This is a genomic window from Dyella sp. 01N448 (assembly GCF_056399225.1).
Genome location: NZ_JBFTQX010000019.1, coordinates 18,301 through 33,293 on the forward strand (window position 1 = coordinate 18,301; position 14,993 = coordinate 33,293).

At 64.2% G+C, this 14,993-nt stretch carries 8 protein-coding genes; 7 read left to right on the forward strand and 1 reads right to left on the reverse strand.

Going from position 1 to position 14,993, the window contains the following annotated elements; genetic code table 11:
* Nucleotides 1-24: 24 nt before the first annotated feature.
* Complete coding sequence (locus AC1DKY_RS19620) at nucleotides 25-978, reverse strand: LacI family DNA-binding transcriptional regulator (RefSeq protein WP_441605355.1); 954 nt, start codon at nucleotides 976-978, stop codon at nucleotides 25-27.
* 411 nt (nucleotides 979-1,389) lie between these two features.
* Here AC1DKY_RS19620 and pgmB point away from each other — a divergent pair, with 411 nt between their 5' ends.
* From pgmB to AC1DKY_RS19655, 7 genes are all read left to right on the forward strand, one after another.
* Nucleotides 1,390-4,443, forward strand: coding sequence for a beta-phosphoglucomutase (gene pgmB, locus AC1DKY_RS19625; RefSeq protein ID WP_441605341.1), 3,054 nt, complete (start codon nucleotides 1,390-1,392; stop codon nucleotides 4,441-4,443).
* Between the two features lie 93 nt (nucleotides 4,444-4,536).
* Nucleotides 4,537-7,071 (forward strand): TonB-dependent receptor, encoded by a 2,535-nt coding sequence (locus AC1DKY_RS19630; RefSeq protein ID WP_441605342.1) that lies wholly within the window; start codon nucleotides 4,537-4,539, stop codon nucleotides 7,069-7,071.
* Nucleotides 7,072-7,150: 79 nt separating this feature from the next.
* Entirely contained in the window at nucleotides 7,151-8,413 is a 1,263-nt protein-coding gene (locus AC1DKY_RS19635; protein ID WP_441605343.1) for an MFS transporter, read from the forward strand.
* Complete coding sequence (locus AC1DKY_RS19640; RefSeq protein WP_441605344.1) at nucleotides 8,410-9,855, forward strand: sulfatase family protein; 1,446 nt, start codon at nucleotides 8,410-8,412, stop codon at nucleotides 9,853-9,855. The genes AC1DKY_RS19635 and AC1DKY_RS19640 overlap by 4 nt, the downstream gene beginning before the upstream one ends.
* Nucleotides 9,856-9,897: 42 nt before the next feature.
* On the forward strand, nucleotides 9,898-12,147 hold the full coding sequence (locus tag AC1DKY_RS19645) for a glycosyl hydrolase family 95 catalytic domain-containing protein (RefSeq protein WP_441605345.1): 2,250 nt from the start codon (nucleotides 9,898-9,900) through the stop codon (nucleotides 12,145-12,147).
* Nucleotides 12,148-12,196: 49 nt separating this feature from the next.
* Entirely contained in the window at nucleotides 12,197-13,891 is a 1,695-nt protein-coding gene (locus tag AC1DKY_RS19650; protein ID WP_441605346.1) for a trehalase family glycosidase, read from the forward strand.
* Nucleotides 13,888-14,955, forward strand: coding sequence for an alpha/beta hydrolase (locus AC1DKY_RS19655; RefSeq protein ID WP_441605347.1), 1,068 nt, complete (start codon nucleotides 13,888-13,890; stop codon nucleotides 14,953-14,955). Before AC1DKY_RS19650 ends, AC1DKY_RS19655 begins: the two co-directional genes overlap by 4 nt.
* Nucleotides 14,956-14,993: the final 38 nt, after the last annotated feature.

The following is a 14,993-nucleotide window of genomic DNA, read 5'->3' on the forward strand; positions in this document are numbered from 1 at the left end:
AGAACGGAGAACCGAGGCGTGCGATCACGTCTCGCGGACGATCAACTCCACCGGCAACGTTTCCGATTGCTCCGGCTCGTCGCCGATCAGCGCCAGCACCTTGCGCGCCAGCAGGGTGCCGCCTTCCTGCCAGTCCTGTCGCACCGAACTCAGCGGCGGCAGGAAGCTCGCGGCCAGCGGCATATCGTCGTAACCCACCACGGAAACATCGCCGGGCACGGTGCGGCCAAGCGTGTTGAGCGCGCGGATCGCACCCATGGCCAACAGGTCGCTGCAGGCAAAAACCGCATCAAAGGGCACCCCGCGATCCATCAGCGAATGCATGGCGTCGCCGCCCGAGGCCAGGGTGAATTCGTCGCGGCGTATCAGCAGCGGCTTGATGCCGTGCGCGGCCAGCGCATCCACGAAACCGTTGAGTCGCTCGAAGATCTCGGGGTGATTGGGGTTGCCCACGAACACCGGATTGCGGCGACCCAGACGAATGAAGTGTTCCGCCACCACGCGGCCGCCCTGGCGGTTGTCGCTGCCCACCACGACGTGTTCGTCGCCCGGGGCGCCCCACACCACCATCGGCAGGCCCAGCTTGTCGAAGCGGCGCACCGCGTCCTGGCGTGAGCCCTGGCCGAGCAGGATGAGGCCATCGGCCGCCTGCACCGCGGCAGCCGTCGCACCCTGGCGGGTGGTCAGCAGCACGCTGTAGCCGTGCTCGGTCAGTTCCTGGGAGATGCCGCCGAGCAGGATCAGCGGATACGGATCGAGCATGGTGCGGTCGTGGGAAGGTTTCATTTCCACGATTACCGCAACCGTATGGCTGCGGCGCAGGCGCAGGTTGCGCGCGCTCACATTGAGCTTGTAGCCGAGCTCGTGCGCGAGCGCCTGCAGGCGCTCGCGGGTCTCGCGCTGCACCAGCGGGCTGTCGCTGAGCGCCCGCGAGATGGTGATCTTGGATACCCCGGCCACCTTCGCCAGATCCGCCATGGTCAGACTGGCGGAAGGCGTGGCGCCCTGGCGATTCTTTTGCTGACGACTCAAGACCTGGCCCCAATGTCTTGTGAGCGATCGCACGGCATCCGCACGACGGCCAACCTTGGCAAACCCCGACAGTGTCGTGGTTTGCACTGCCAACGTCCAACACCGTATGGAAACATCGCTCCCCTACCTCTTGCCCAGCCGGCACGCGCTCTTTCGGTGGCGCAAGACCTTGCGCTCGCAACACACCATCCATGAGATCGATTTCAGGCGCAACGATGTTGTGCCGCAGCAAATGTTATCGATATCTTGATATCGATAACATTTGCTGCGAAGCTCCGCCCGCACACCAAAAAGCCAGGCTGGTCCACGCCTCTAGTGGTCCCGCCAAAAAGCAGAAAATAAGAGCGGAGAGAGACGTTGGATCAACCAGAAACGGCGCAGGTCTTGCCGCCCTTTGGCTGTGCTTTGCGCGACGCCTGGGTGGTCACCCGTGAGAACGCCGATCCTGCCGGTTTCGCGCAGGATGAAAGCCTGTTCGCCCTTTCCAACGGCGCCCTGGGCGTGCGCGGCGGACTGGAGGAAGGCGACAGCCCGAGTCAGGCCTGTTTCCTGGCTGGCGCCTGGGAACGCACGCCGATCGAGTATCACGAGCGTTTTCCCGGTTTCGCCGCCCATACCGACACCCGCATTCCGGTCGCCGACGGCACGCGCATCCATCTGCGCCTTGGAGACACGCCGGTACGCCTTGGCGACGGCGAGTGGCTGCACTTCGAGCGAGCCCTGGACTTGCGCAGCGGCAGTTATCGCCGGCAGTTGCGCTGGCGCTCGCCCGACGGCGCGACCTTGCTGATCGATGCCGAACGCATCGTCAGTTTCGATAGCGCCGCCCTGCTGGCGATCCGTTATCGCGTGCAGTCGATCGACTACTCCGGGCCGATCACGCTGGAGTCCTGCATCAGCACGGCACGCCACGCCACCGAGCAAGGCGACGACCCGCGCATCGGCACGCGCGTGGACGGCGGCCTGGCCAGTATCGACGCGGCAGCGGGCGACCTGCTCGCCCACGTGCTTCAGCGCACCGCCCACAGCAACATCCGCGTGGCGTGCATGCAGCAGCACGCGATCATCGATGACAGCCTGGGCTTTCGCCTCGCCAATCTCGCGCAGCATGGCGTGATGCAGGTGTTCGAAGGCGAGCTGGCGCCGGGTCAATCGGTGTCGTTCGAAAAATATGTCGCTTACGCCTGGACGCAGCCCGAGGGCGACGACACCGACGCCCAACTGCTAGCGCTCACCACCAGCGCACTCTCGCAAGCGAGCACGCAAGGTTACGACGCCCTGCTTGCGCGCCAGACCCAGGCACTCGCACAGCTGTGGCATAACGCCGATCTGGCCATCGATGGCGATCCGGCCACCGAACAGGCGCTGCGCTTCAACCTGTTCCACGTGTTCCAGTCCAGCAGTCGCGATGGCCAGGGCACCACCGCGGCCAAGGGCCTCACCGGCGAAGGCTACGAAGGCCACTACTTCTGGGATGCCGAGGCCTTCATGCTGCCGGCGATGGTCGCGCTTGCACCCGATGTGGCGCGCAGCATGCTGATGTACCGCCACGGCACGCTGGAGCGCGCCCGCGCCCATGCACGCGAACTCAACCACGCCCGCGGCGCGCTGTATGCGTGGCGCACCATCAGCGGCGACGAGTGCTCCGCGTATTTTCCCAGCGGCTCGGCGCAGTACCACATCAACGCCGCCGTGGCCTGGGCGATCCGCCACTATGTGGATGCCACCGGCGACGACGCCTTTCTGCGCGACGTTGGCGCCGAGATGCTGTTCGAAACGGCGCGCATATGGCTGGATATCGGCCACTTCAATCCGCGTCGCGGCGGGGCGTTCTGCATCCATGGCGTGACCGGTCCCGACGAATACACCGCGCTGGTCGACAACAACCATTACACCAACCGCATGGCGCAACGACATCTGCGCGACGCGGCTGCGGTGGCGCATTGGCTGGCCGGCTCGGCGCCGGATACCTACGCGGAACTGGCCCGCCGCATCGGCCTGGAATCGTTCGAGATCATGCAGTGGCAGCGTGCCGCGGAGCTGATGTATCTGGCCGAAGATGCGCAGCTCGGCATCTTTCCGCAGGACGACACCTTCCTCGACAAGCCGCGCATGCCGGCGCACGCGGACGGCGAAGGCAAGCGTCCGCTATTGCTGGAACTGCATCCGCTCACCATCTATCGCCACCAGGTCGCCAAGCAGGCCGATGCGCTGCTCGCGCTGATGCTCGCCGGCGATGAGGTCAGCCTCGCCGCCAAGCGACGCAACTTCGACTATTACGAAGGCGTCACCGTGCACGACTCGACCTTGTCCGCCTCCACCTTCGGCGTGATGGGCGCGGAAGTGGGCGAAACCGAAAAGGCCTGGCGCTACTTCCAGGACAGCTTGCGCGTGGATCTGGACGATCTGCACGGCAATGCCGCGCACGGACTGCACATGGCCGCGATGGCCGGCAGCTGGTTGTCGCTGGCCTGGGGATACGGCGGCATGCGCGTGGTGAACGGCGAACTGCGCCTGCGCCCGCAACTGCCCGACGCCTGGCACCGCTATCGCTTTGGCGTCGCCTGGCAGCAGGGTCATCTTCGCGTGGAAGTGGATCGCACCGGCGTGCGTTACACCGTCACGCGCGGCGACAGCGTGCGCTTCAGCCATGCCGGTGAGCCAGTGCGCCTGCGCCATGGCGAATCGATCTCGATGCCGCATCGCGCACTCGAGCAAGCGCCGCTGCAGGCCGTGATCTTCGACCTTGACGGCGTGATCGCCGATACCGCCGTGGTGCATCGCGCTGCATGGGAACAATTGGCGCACGACATCGGCGCGCCGTTCGACGAACACATCGCCGAACGCATGAAAGGCGTGGACCGCCGCGGTTCGCTCGAGATTTTGCTGGAGCGCGCGCCGCACGCCTATTCCGAGCGCGAGAAACGCGTACTGGAAGACCGCAAGAACGACTACTACGTCGCACAGATCGACTGCTTCGGCCCGGGACAATTGCTGAGCGGCGCACGTCATGCCGTGGAAAGCGTACGCGCGGCAGGCCTGCGCACCGCACTGGCATCGGCCAGCCGCAATGCCCCGCTGCTGCTGGAGCGGCTGGGCATCGCCGAACTGTTCGACTATGTGGTCGATGCGTCGCGCATCACGCACTCCAAGCCGCATCCGGAAATCTTTCTGACGGCGGCATCGGGTCTTGGCGTCGCAGCGCAAGCCTGCCTCGGCGTGGAGGATGCCGCTGCCGGCGTCGACAGCATCCTGGCCGCCGGCATGCGTGCCGTGGGTGTCGGCGATGCCACCGTGCTTGCGCGTGCCGAGGACATTTTGGCGGGTATCGATGCGTTCGATATCCAGCGCTATCTCAACCGACCACCGACCGTTCCGGGAACGGCGGCGGAGGCCGTGTCGAACCACTGATCAGGACCCTTCTGACAGCGTGCAGTACCACTCCTAAGAAACACTACAACTGCTTTTCTTTGATGGGGAGGAAACACCATGAACACGCAACGCATGACTCGTAGGCTGCTTGCCACCAGCATTGCTGCTTTGCTCGTCGCCAGTTCTCTGCACGCGCAGGATGCGGCACCCGCAGCGCAGGCTCCGCCGGCACAGACCCAAGGTCCATCGGCAGCGCCAGCCGCTCCGGCGGCCAACCAGAAGAACGCCACCAATCTCGACCAGGTGGTGGTCACCGGCACCGCCACGGCGGGCGGCCTGAAGAAGATCGACACCTCGTACTCGGTCACCGCTGCCACGCTCGACCAGATTCGCGAATTCAATCCCAAGAGCTCCGCTGACCTGCTGAAGATGGCGCCGGGTGTGTTTCCGGAATCCTCGGGCGGCCAGACCGGTGCGAACATCGAAGTGGCCGGCTTCCCGGGCGGTGGCGATGCCCCGTTCGTGACCTTCCAGCTCAATGGTTCGCCGCTGTATCCCATGCCGACGCTGTCGTTCATGGAAAACTCCTCGATGTTCCGTCTGGACGACACCATCGACCACGCCGAATTCGTGCTCGGCGGCCCGGCCGTGCTGTACGGCAATGGCCAGCCCGGCCTTACCGCGAACTTCATCCTGCGCGAAGGCACTGATACGCCCAGCGGCGATGTCGGCGTCACCTACGGCTCGGAAGGGCTGGTGCGCCTGGACGGCTTCTACGGCTTCAAGATCGCCGATGGCTGGTACGGCAGCGTCGGCGGTTTCTGGCGCAAGTCCGACGGCGTGCGCGATCCGCAGTTCGATGCCGACAAGGGTGGCCAGCTCACTGCCACCTTGACGCACAACTTCGGCGACAGCGGCTCGATCATGTTCTATGCGCGCGACCTGAAGGACCACAACCAGTTCGTCACCGATACGCCGATCCTCAATCCGGGCCGCGGCCAGTTTGAAAACTACCCCGGCTTCGATGCGCTCACCGGCACCTTCGGCAGCAAGGCCGATCAGTACAACTTCCTGCAGACCACGCCTTGCAACACGGCCGGCTGCCAGCCCGGCGGCCAGCACGTGAACCTGGCCGACGGCCGCGGTGCGGACATCTTCTCCGTGGGCGGCAATCTGGACCTGACCTTTGGCGACAACTGGAACGTCTCGGACAAGTTCAATTTCACCGGCGGCCAGATGAACACGACCGCCTTCTTCAGCACGGGCGCCAACCCGCAGACGCTGAGCAGCTATATCGACGACCAGATCACCGCCAACGGCCTTCCTGCCGGCACCACCGCCACCGCCGTGTACACCAACAACGGCCAGGCGGCGGACATGAACCAGAACGTGACCACGCAAGGCCTGTGGTATGTGCACAAGCGCATCCAGGGCGCCACCAACGAGTTCCACATCAGCAAGGAAATCTTCGACGGCAACACGCTGACCGTGGGCAACTACACCGCGGTCTACAACGATCACGACACCTGGTTCCTGGGCAACAACATGTTGCTGCAGGCGAAGAACAACCCCAGCCCGATCGCTGTGTCGCTGAGCAATGGCGATGTGCTGTCCAGCCCGGGTGGTTTCGTGAGCGGCCCGTCCACGGCCATTCGTGAGGCGTGGAACGGCTTCAACACCGCCTTCTTCCTCACCGACTCGTGGAAGCTCGACAAGTGGTTGTTCGACGCCGGCGTGCGCGTGGAGCGCCAGGAAGCCAATGGCCGCATCCAGAACACTGCCACGGGCGATCTGGACAACAACCCGACCACGCTCTACAACAACAACTCGCAGTACGTGGTGGGCGGCAACAACTACATCAACTACGCCAAGACCGCGCCTTCGTGGACCATCGGCGCCAACTACGAAATCCAGAGCAATATGAGCGTGTACGCCCGTATCAACGACGGCGTGCACTTCCCGGGTTTCGATGACTTGCGCGGCCTGCCCAGCCAGCCGATCAACAAGATCCACAATATGGAAGTGGGTTACAAATACCAGGCGGACTGGGTGTACCTGGATGTGAACGCGTACCGCAAGCTGTTCTACAACGTGCCCTACACGATCACCCAGGGCAATGGCCAGCAGTTCTCGTTCGACTACGGCTCGGCCACCAAGGGCATCAACTTCACCACGGTGCTCAAGCCGATCCCGAACGTTCCGGGCTTCCAGCTCGCCCTCAGCGGCGATTACATGGACGGCCACTACACCCACAGCGCCGCCTGCACGCCTTATATGACGCAGGATGGCACCGAGGCCTGCGCCAGCCTCGATGGCATGCAGCTGCAGCGCCAGCCCAAGTTCCAGGGCCGCCTGACGCCGTCGTACGACTTCCCCACCTCGTTCGGCAGCATGAAGTTCTGGATCACCTATGAGTACGTGGGCAATCGCTACGGCGACCTGATCGAACAGCAGCCGCTGGGCGATTACTACAGCTGGAGCTTCGGCGCCACGGCCAACATCGGCCAGAGCTGGCAGGTGAACCTGCAAGGCACTAACTTGACCAACGAGATCGGCGTGACGGAGGGCAACTCGCGCCTGTTCGGCTTCGCCAGCACCAACGGCGTGATTCTGGCGCGCTCGATCGAAGGTCGCGAGGTCAACCTGCAGGTCAAGTACAAGTTCTAAAGAGCACTTCCCTCGACTGTCCCGGTCCGCCACTAGTGCGGCGGACCGGGACCTTTTTAAACCTCATTACGAGGTGTGCATGAACCGGTTCCGCATGGTCGTGGCGTTGGCGACGATTTACATGGTGTTCGCGATACTGCTCAACAGTGTCGGCACGGTGATCCTGCAGTCCATCCACACCTTCGGTATCGACAAGCCGCAGGCCAGCCTGCTGGAACTGTTCAAGGACTTGCCGATCGCCCTCACCTCGTTCCTGGTGGCCTCGTTTCTGCCACGGCTGGGTTACCGCCGCGCGATGATGCTGGCGTTGGGCATCGTGGGCAGCGCCTGCGTGCTGATGCCGCTGCTGCCGAGTTTTCACACCACCGAATTATTGTTCACCTGCGTCGGCGTGTCGTTCGCGCTGGCGAAGGTGGCCGTGTATTCCTCCATCGGCCTGCTGACTGACAGCAAGGCCGAGCATGGTCGCCTCACCAATACCATCGAAGGGCTGTTCATGCTGGGCGTGTTGGCCAGCGGCTGGCTGTTCAGCGCGTTCATCGACCACGGCAACCCGGCCAACCCATCCTGGTTCAACGTGTACTGGGTGCTGGCCCTGATGTGCTTCGGCACCATTGCGCTGCTGTCGGGCGCGCAGCTGGATGAAACGGCAGCCCATGGCGGCTCGCCGCTGTCGCTGGTGCAGGCCATGCGCGACATGTATCGACTGCTGATGCGCACGCTGGTGTACGTCTTCCTGCTGTCGGCGTTTCTCTACGTGCTGATTGAACAGAGCTTCAGCACGTGGCTGCCGACATTCAACAACGAGATCCTCAAGCTGCCCAATGCGATGAGCATCCAGATGGCGAGCATCCTGGCCGGTGCGACGGCGTTGGGTCGCATTCTTGCCGGGCAGCTGCTTCGCCGGATGTCGTGGCACGTGCTGCTCAATCTGTGCGTGGTGGGCATGGGCGCGTTGATCCTGCTGGTACTTCCATTGGCGAGCCATCCCGCGACTGGCACGGAGGTGGGTTGGTTCAACGCGCCTGTCGCTGCCTACCTGATCCCGCTGATCGGTTTGCTGATGGCGCCGATCTACCCGGTCATCAATTCGGTGGCCTTGAGCTCGCTGCCCAAGCCCTCGCACGCCGCCATGACCGGCCTTATCGTGATCTTCTCCGCGCTGGGCGGCACGCTGGGTTCGCGCATCACCGCCATCGTCTTCACCAACTTCGGCGGCATCCACGCGTTCTATTTTTCGCTGGTGCCGATGACGCTGATCCTGGTGACGCTGTTCTTCTTCAAGCGCGAAACCGACCGATCGGCCCTGCCCGCCTTGCTGGCACCGGAGGGTGCGGCGTGAGTTTCACGCGCCGCCAGTTCCTGGCGTCGGGCGTGGTGGCGGCGGGAGCCGCGCTGACATCGAAGTGGACGGCAGCCGCTGGCAACCGGACGACGGGGGCACGCAACGTCCTTCTGATCGTCGCTGATGACCACGGTTACGACATGTCCGGCGTGGGGACGGCAGTACATACACCCGCACTTGATCGGCTGGCACGCGAAGGTACCTTGTTCACCGATGCCTATGCCTCGGTGTCGTCGTGCAGCTCCAGCCGCTCGACGCTGTATACGGGCCTGTACTCGCATACCAACGGCATGTACGGCCTGGCGCACGACGTACACAACTTCTCGCTGCTGGAAGACGTCAAGACGCTGCCGTGGATGCTCAAGCAGCACGGCTACGCCACTGCGCTGGTGGGCAAGCTGCATGTGAAGCCGGAGGCCGCACTTGCCTACGATGCGTGGCTATTGCCGGAGCAAGCGGGTAACCGCGACGTGGCCGCCATGGGGCATGCCGCCGGGCAGTGGATGCGCGCTCAGGGTGCGAAGGCGTTCTTTCTTACCATCGGTTACAGCGACCCGCATCGCGCCGGCGATGCCTCGCAGTTCGGCAACACGCGCGACTGGCCGGAAGTTCAGCGCATGAGCTATCGGCCGCAGGAGGTGACCATTCCCTCGCATCTGCCGGACCTGCCGGGCGTGCGCGAGGACCTCGCCCAGTACTACGAAGCGGTGAGCCGGATGGACAGCGGCGTGGACATCCTGCTGCGCGAACTGCAGGCCTCGGGGCACGCCGACGACACGCTGGTGATCTATCTGTCCGACAACGGCCGCCCGTTTCCCGGCGCCAAGGACAATCTCTACTACGAAGGCATCCATCTGCCGCTGATCGTTCGAGCGCCGAAGGCGACGCGTCGCGGCATCCGCAACAACGCGATGGTGAGCTGGATCGACATCACGCCCACCATCCTCGACTGGGCCGGCGTGTCGCCGCCGCAGGGCTATCGCTATCTGCCGCTGCCCGGCCGTTCGCTGTTGCCGATCCTGGAGCAGGCAACGCCCGGCGGCTGGGACGAGGTGTTCGCCACGCACTCGTTCCACGAGATCGATCAGTACTACCCCACCCGTTCATTGCGCACGCGGGGCTACAGCTATTTCCTGAATCTTCAGCCCAGCCTGCGCGTGCCGATTGCCAGCGACGTGGCGCTATCGCCATCGTGGAAGGCCATCACGAGCACGCCGGGCGCCCGTCTGGGCAAGCGCACGCTCGAAGCATTTGAGCATCGCCCCGACGAAGAACTCTACGATTTGCACGCCGACCCGGACGAAGTAGTGAACCTGGCCGGCGAGGCGAGCCATGCCCACGTGCTGGCCGACGTACGCACGCAGCTCGCGCGCTGGCGCACCGCCACGCACGATCCGTGGATGGCCGGCATCACCAATCCTTTTGGACCCGCCCGCTAAGCGCGCGAGTGATCACCCGATGGAACAAGGAAGACGCGCCCCATGAAGTCCCCGCTACGACAACTGCCACGCGCGGCTGCCATAGGCCTGCTGTTTGTTGCCGCCCGCGTCAGCGCGGCCACCGATCCCAGCTTTGTGCTCACCGGCACGTCGGAACAATTTGGCAGTTATTTCCCCAGTTACCTGGCCAACGGCTACTACTCCACGCTCACCTCGGTGCGTGGCACCGAACCGACCATGGGCTACATGGTCGCGACCATGGACTATGCGAAGGACGATATCGCCCGTCCCGCGGCCATGCCCGGCTGGAACGAGATCGACTACAACCCCGGTGGCGGCTGGCTCAATTCCACCCGCGTGGCGAAGGAGATCTTCACCGACTACTCGCAGACGCTGGACATGTACGGCGCCACGCTGAGCACGAAGTACCGCTTCGTCTACGCCAACAAGTCCACCGACGTGCAGGTCACCACCTTCGTCAGCCAGGACGCGGGGCATCTTGCCGCCACGCGCCTTACGCTCACGCCGCAGTTCGACGGCAGCGTGCAGCTGACCTTTCCCATTCGCCTGTGGTCGGAACACCAGCCGCGCTTCCCCATCGGCAAGATGACTGGCGACGAGATGATCGCCGCGGTGATCGCCAGCGGGCAGAACCTGGACAACAAACCCGTGCCGACGCCGGATCGCGCGGCCGTGTGGTACCCGGGCGTGGTGCGCATCCAGTCCAACGGTGGCGACACCAAGACGCTTACGCTGTGGCTGGATGGACGCGCCGAGCAAGGCGTCGCCGTGGCGCAGGCGGTGGCGGTTGAGCTGCCCAAGGGGCTGGGCGTCGAAGACGTGCAGCTCGAAAAGGGGCCGTACAAGCTCTCACTGAACCTCAAGGCCAGGCTGCACAAGGGCCAGAGTTACACCTTCACCAAATATATCGCCGCGTCGCGCGAAGGCTGGGGCGGCAATGCGCAGGCCGATCTCGCACTCGCCACGCAGGCGCGCAAGACCGGCTTCGACGCCTTGCTCGCCAAGCATCAGGCCGCGTGGCATACGCTGTGGCAGTCGGATATCCGCATTGAGGGCGATGCCAAGGTGCAGCAGGCGGTGCATTCGGATCTCTACTATCTGCTGTCCAACACCACCGTGGGCACGAGCTGGCCGATGGGCGCGTGTGCGCTCACGCCGGGCTACGCTGGCCATGCGTTCTGGGACAGCGATTCATGGGTGTTCCCCGCGCTGCTTTTGTTGCATCCGGAACGCGCCAAGCCGATCGTGATGTTCCGTCACCGCACCATCGGCCCCGCGCAGGATCGCGCCAGGCAGTACGGCGTGAAGGGCACGATGTATCCGTGGGAATCCGATCCGGAAACCGGCAAGGATTACACACCGCATTTTGCCTACGGCGTGTTCCGCGAGGTCCACGTCAATGCCGACATCGCCATCGCGCAGTGGCAGTACTACAACGCCACCGGCGACGAGGCGTGGCTGAAGCAGGTCGGCTGGCCGGTGATCGAGCAGGTGGCCACCTTCTGGGCCAGCCGCGTCAGCTATGACAAGGCCAGCGACCGCTACGAGATCCACCACGTCACCTCGCCCGACGAAGCCTACGACGACGTACCCAACGACTCGTTCACCAATGCGGTGGCGCAGAAGGCGCTGCGCATTGCGGTGAAGGCGGCGAAGAAGGTGGGCGCAAACGCCGATCCGCAGTGGAGCGTGATCGCCGACAAGATGTATGTTCCGTTCGATGAGAAGAACCAGCGCCATCTCGATTTCGATGCGTCGGTGCCGCACGACAAGATCACCTGGATGGGTTCGTCGCTGGCATGGCTGATGTATCCCAACCTCGACCTGCCGATGACGCCGCAGATTCGCCGCAACGATTTCGACTTCCAGCTGCACGAGCTGAAGGAACACGGCGACGATCCGAACGAAATGATGATGGTGATGCTGGCCGTAGGCTCGGCCGAACTGGGCGACGCGCAGGGCGCCAACGACTGGATCCAGCGAAACCTGGTGGGCTTCCTCAAGCCGCCGTTCAACGTGCGCACCGAAACGGTGGCGAACAACGCGGGCTACATCCTCGCCACCTCCGCCGGTTTCGTGCAGAGCTTCGTCTACGGACTGAGCGGCTTGCGCATCGATGACGATGGCCTCACCCAGGCCTACGCACCGACCTTGCCATCCGCGTGGAAATCGATGCAGCTCAAGGGCGTGCATTTCCGCGGCAAGCAATACGACATCACCGTCGAGCATGGCGCCGACGGCAAGGCGCGACTGACGCGCAAGACCCTGTAAGCGCCAACGCGATGAAGACACACGATCACGCACCGACCCGGGAGCCGATATGAATCGCCAAGCCCATCCTTCGTTTCTTCGTCCTCGCCTTATCGCCTTCGCGCTTTCATGCGCCGTCGCCAGCACGGCGTTCGCCGCCGGCACACCCGATCCGGCGAAAACGCGCGCCTATATCGACAAGGCCTGGACCACGTTGACGCGCTCGCAGGAAGCCTGCGCGTCGCTGGTCGATACCAAGGTGGTCGGGCATCCGGTGCTCTACGTGCCCGCCGGCCAGGCCGTTCCGGATGCGGTGACGGCCATCGGCAAACGTTGCGGCGTCGACGTGCGTCCGTTGCCCAAGAAGGTGGAGCAGCTGGGCGATATCGATGCGACCCGGCTGCCGCAGCAGGGCCTGCTCTATCTGCCGCATCCTTATGTAGTGCCCGGCGGCTTCTTCAACGAGATGTACGGCTGGGACAGCTATTTCATCCAACTCGGACTGGTGGCGGATCACCGCCTCGACCTGGCCAGGGACATGGTCGACAACGCGCTGTTCGAAGTGGAGAACTACGGCGGCGTGCTCAATGCCAACCGCACGTATTACCTCAGCCGTTCGCAGCCGCCTTTCCTCACCGCGATGATGACCGCGGTGCTGGATGACCCCGCCGCCTTCCCGAACGCGGACGCGCGACGCGAGTGGCTGGCCAAGGCTTATCCACTTGCGGTGCGCAATTACGAGATCTGGACGCGTCCCGAACATCGCGCCGGCGATACGGGCTTGGCGCGCTATTACGACCTCGCCAGCGGCCCGGTGCTCGAAGCGAAGGACAGCGAGTACTACAAGGGCGTGATCCGCTGGCTGCGTGCGCATCCCAAAGACGATCCCGGCTATCTGATCAAGGCTGCTGAGCATCCGAGCGATGCAGAGGCGGCCACGCTCAAGGATGCAAGCTGCGACGTGCACGCTTCGAAAGTGTGTGAAGGCGCCTGGGTGGATGGTTATCGGCTCACTGCGGACTATTTCCACGGCGACCGCGCGATGCGCGAATCGGGTTTCGACACCAACGCGCATTTCGGCCCGTTTGGCGGCTCCACCCATCACTATGCCGATGCCAGCCTCAATAGCCTGCTTTATCGCTACGAGCGCGACCTGCACGACTTTGCCCTGCAGCTGGGCAAGGCCGGCGAGGCGGATCGCTGGGCCAAGGCCGCCGACGCACGCAGGGCAGCGATGGACAAATACCTGTGGAACGCGCAGGCCGGCATGTATCTCGACTACGACTTCATCGCCGGCAAGCCCTCGCCGCTGCCCTACGTCACCACCTATTACCCACTGTGGGCCGGCCTGGCTTCACCACAACAGGCTGCGGCCGTGCGCGGCAAGCTCAGTGTGTTCGAGCGCAAGGGCGGCCTGAGCATGGACAATCATCCGGCAGGCGTGCAGTGGGGCGAGCCATTTGGCTGGGCGCCCACTAACTGGCTGGCGATCAAGGGACTCGACGACTACGGCTTCCACGACGATGCCCGCCGCCTCGCCGGCAAATTCGCCACCACGGTGGACCAGGGCCTGGCCGACGACGGCACTATCCGCGAGAAATACAACATGGTGCTCGGCAACGCCGATGTGAAAGTGATGGCCGGCTATAGCGAAAACGTGGTGGGTTTCGGCTGGACCAACGGCGTGTATCTGAAGCTGCATGAGTTGCTCGATGGCAAGGCGAAGAAGGCCGCACCTGCTGCCAAGACGGAGAAGACGCCGTGACGCGCGGCGCGGCCGTTCGGTTTGCGCTCGCCACGGCGCTTTTGGGTGGTGTGCTTCACGCGCAGGATGCCAAGCCCACGGTACGCGCCGACGGTAGCGTGCATGTAGGCAACATCACCCTTCCCTACTCATCGGAAGCTTCGCCGGAGGCGCACGCCTTCTTTCCCAAGATGCTCGCCGCCGGCAGCAAGGCGCCGCCGATCACCGCGCCGATCGAACAGAGCCGCGCGTTCTACGACCGCATGAACACCGATCGCGCCCATCGCCTGATGGCGCTTTACCCGGTCAAGACCCATCGCGAAACCATTGCCGGGGTGCTGACGGATGTCGTCGAGCCGGCCCAGGGCATCGCGCCCGAGAACCAGGGGCGCGTGCTGATCAACCTGCATGGGGGCGCGTTCCTGTGGGGCGCGCACAGCGGTGCACTGGTGGAATCCATCCCCATCGCCAGCCTGGGCCGCATCAAGGTGATCAGCGTGGACTACCGCCAGGGGCCCGAGCACGTCTTTCCCGCCGCCAGCGAGGACGTGGAGGCCGTCTATCGCGCCCTGCTCAAGCAGTACAAGCCCGGCAGCATCGGGATCTACGGCTGTTCGGCCGGCGGCGTGCTCACCGGCGAGGCCGTGGCGCGACTGATCACCGACAAGCTTCCCGTACCCGGCGCCATCGGCACGTTCTGCGGGTCGGTGGTGGATATGGCCGGCGATTCGGTGATGGTGGGCCCGCTGCTCAACGGCGCCCCGGTGCCGGATCACCCGCTGCGGCTGGGCGAGCTGCCCTACTTCAAGGGCGCCAGCGCGACCGATCCGCTGGTTTTTCCCGGACTTTCGCCGGAGTTGCTGCACCAGTTTCCGCCCACCCTGCTGATTACCGGTACCCGCGATGCGGCCATGAGCGCCGTGATCCGCAGCCAGACCCTGCTCAGCCAGGCCGGCGTGGCCACCGACCTGCAGGTGTGGGAGGGCATGTGGCACTCCTTCTTCTCCGACCCGGAGATGCCTGAATCGAGGGCCGCCTACCAGACCATCGTGAAATTCTTCGACAAACATTTGACGCGCGGGTAGGCGTTCACGCATATCAGTCTTTGCCCCCCGCGAGGGGG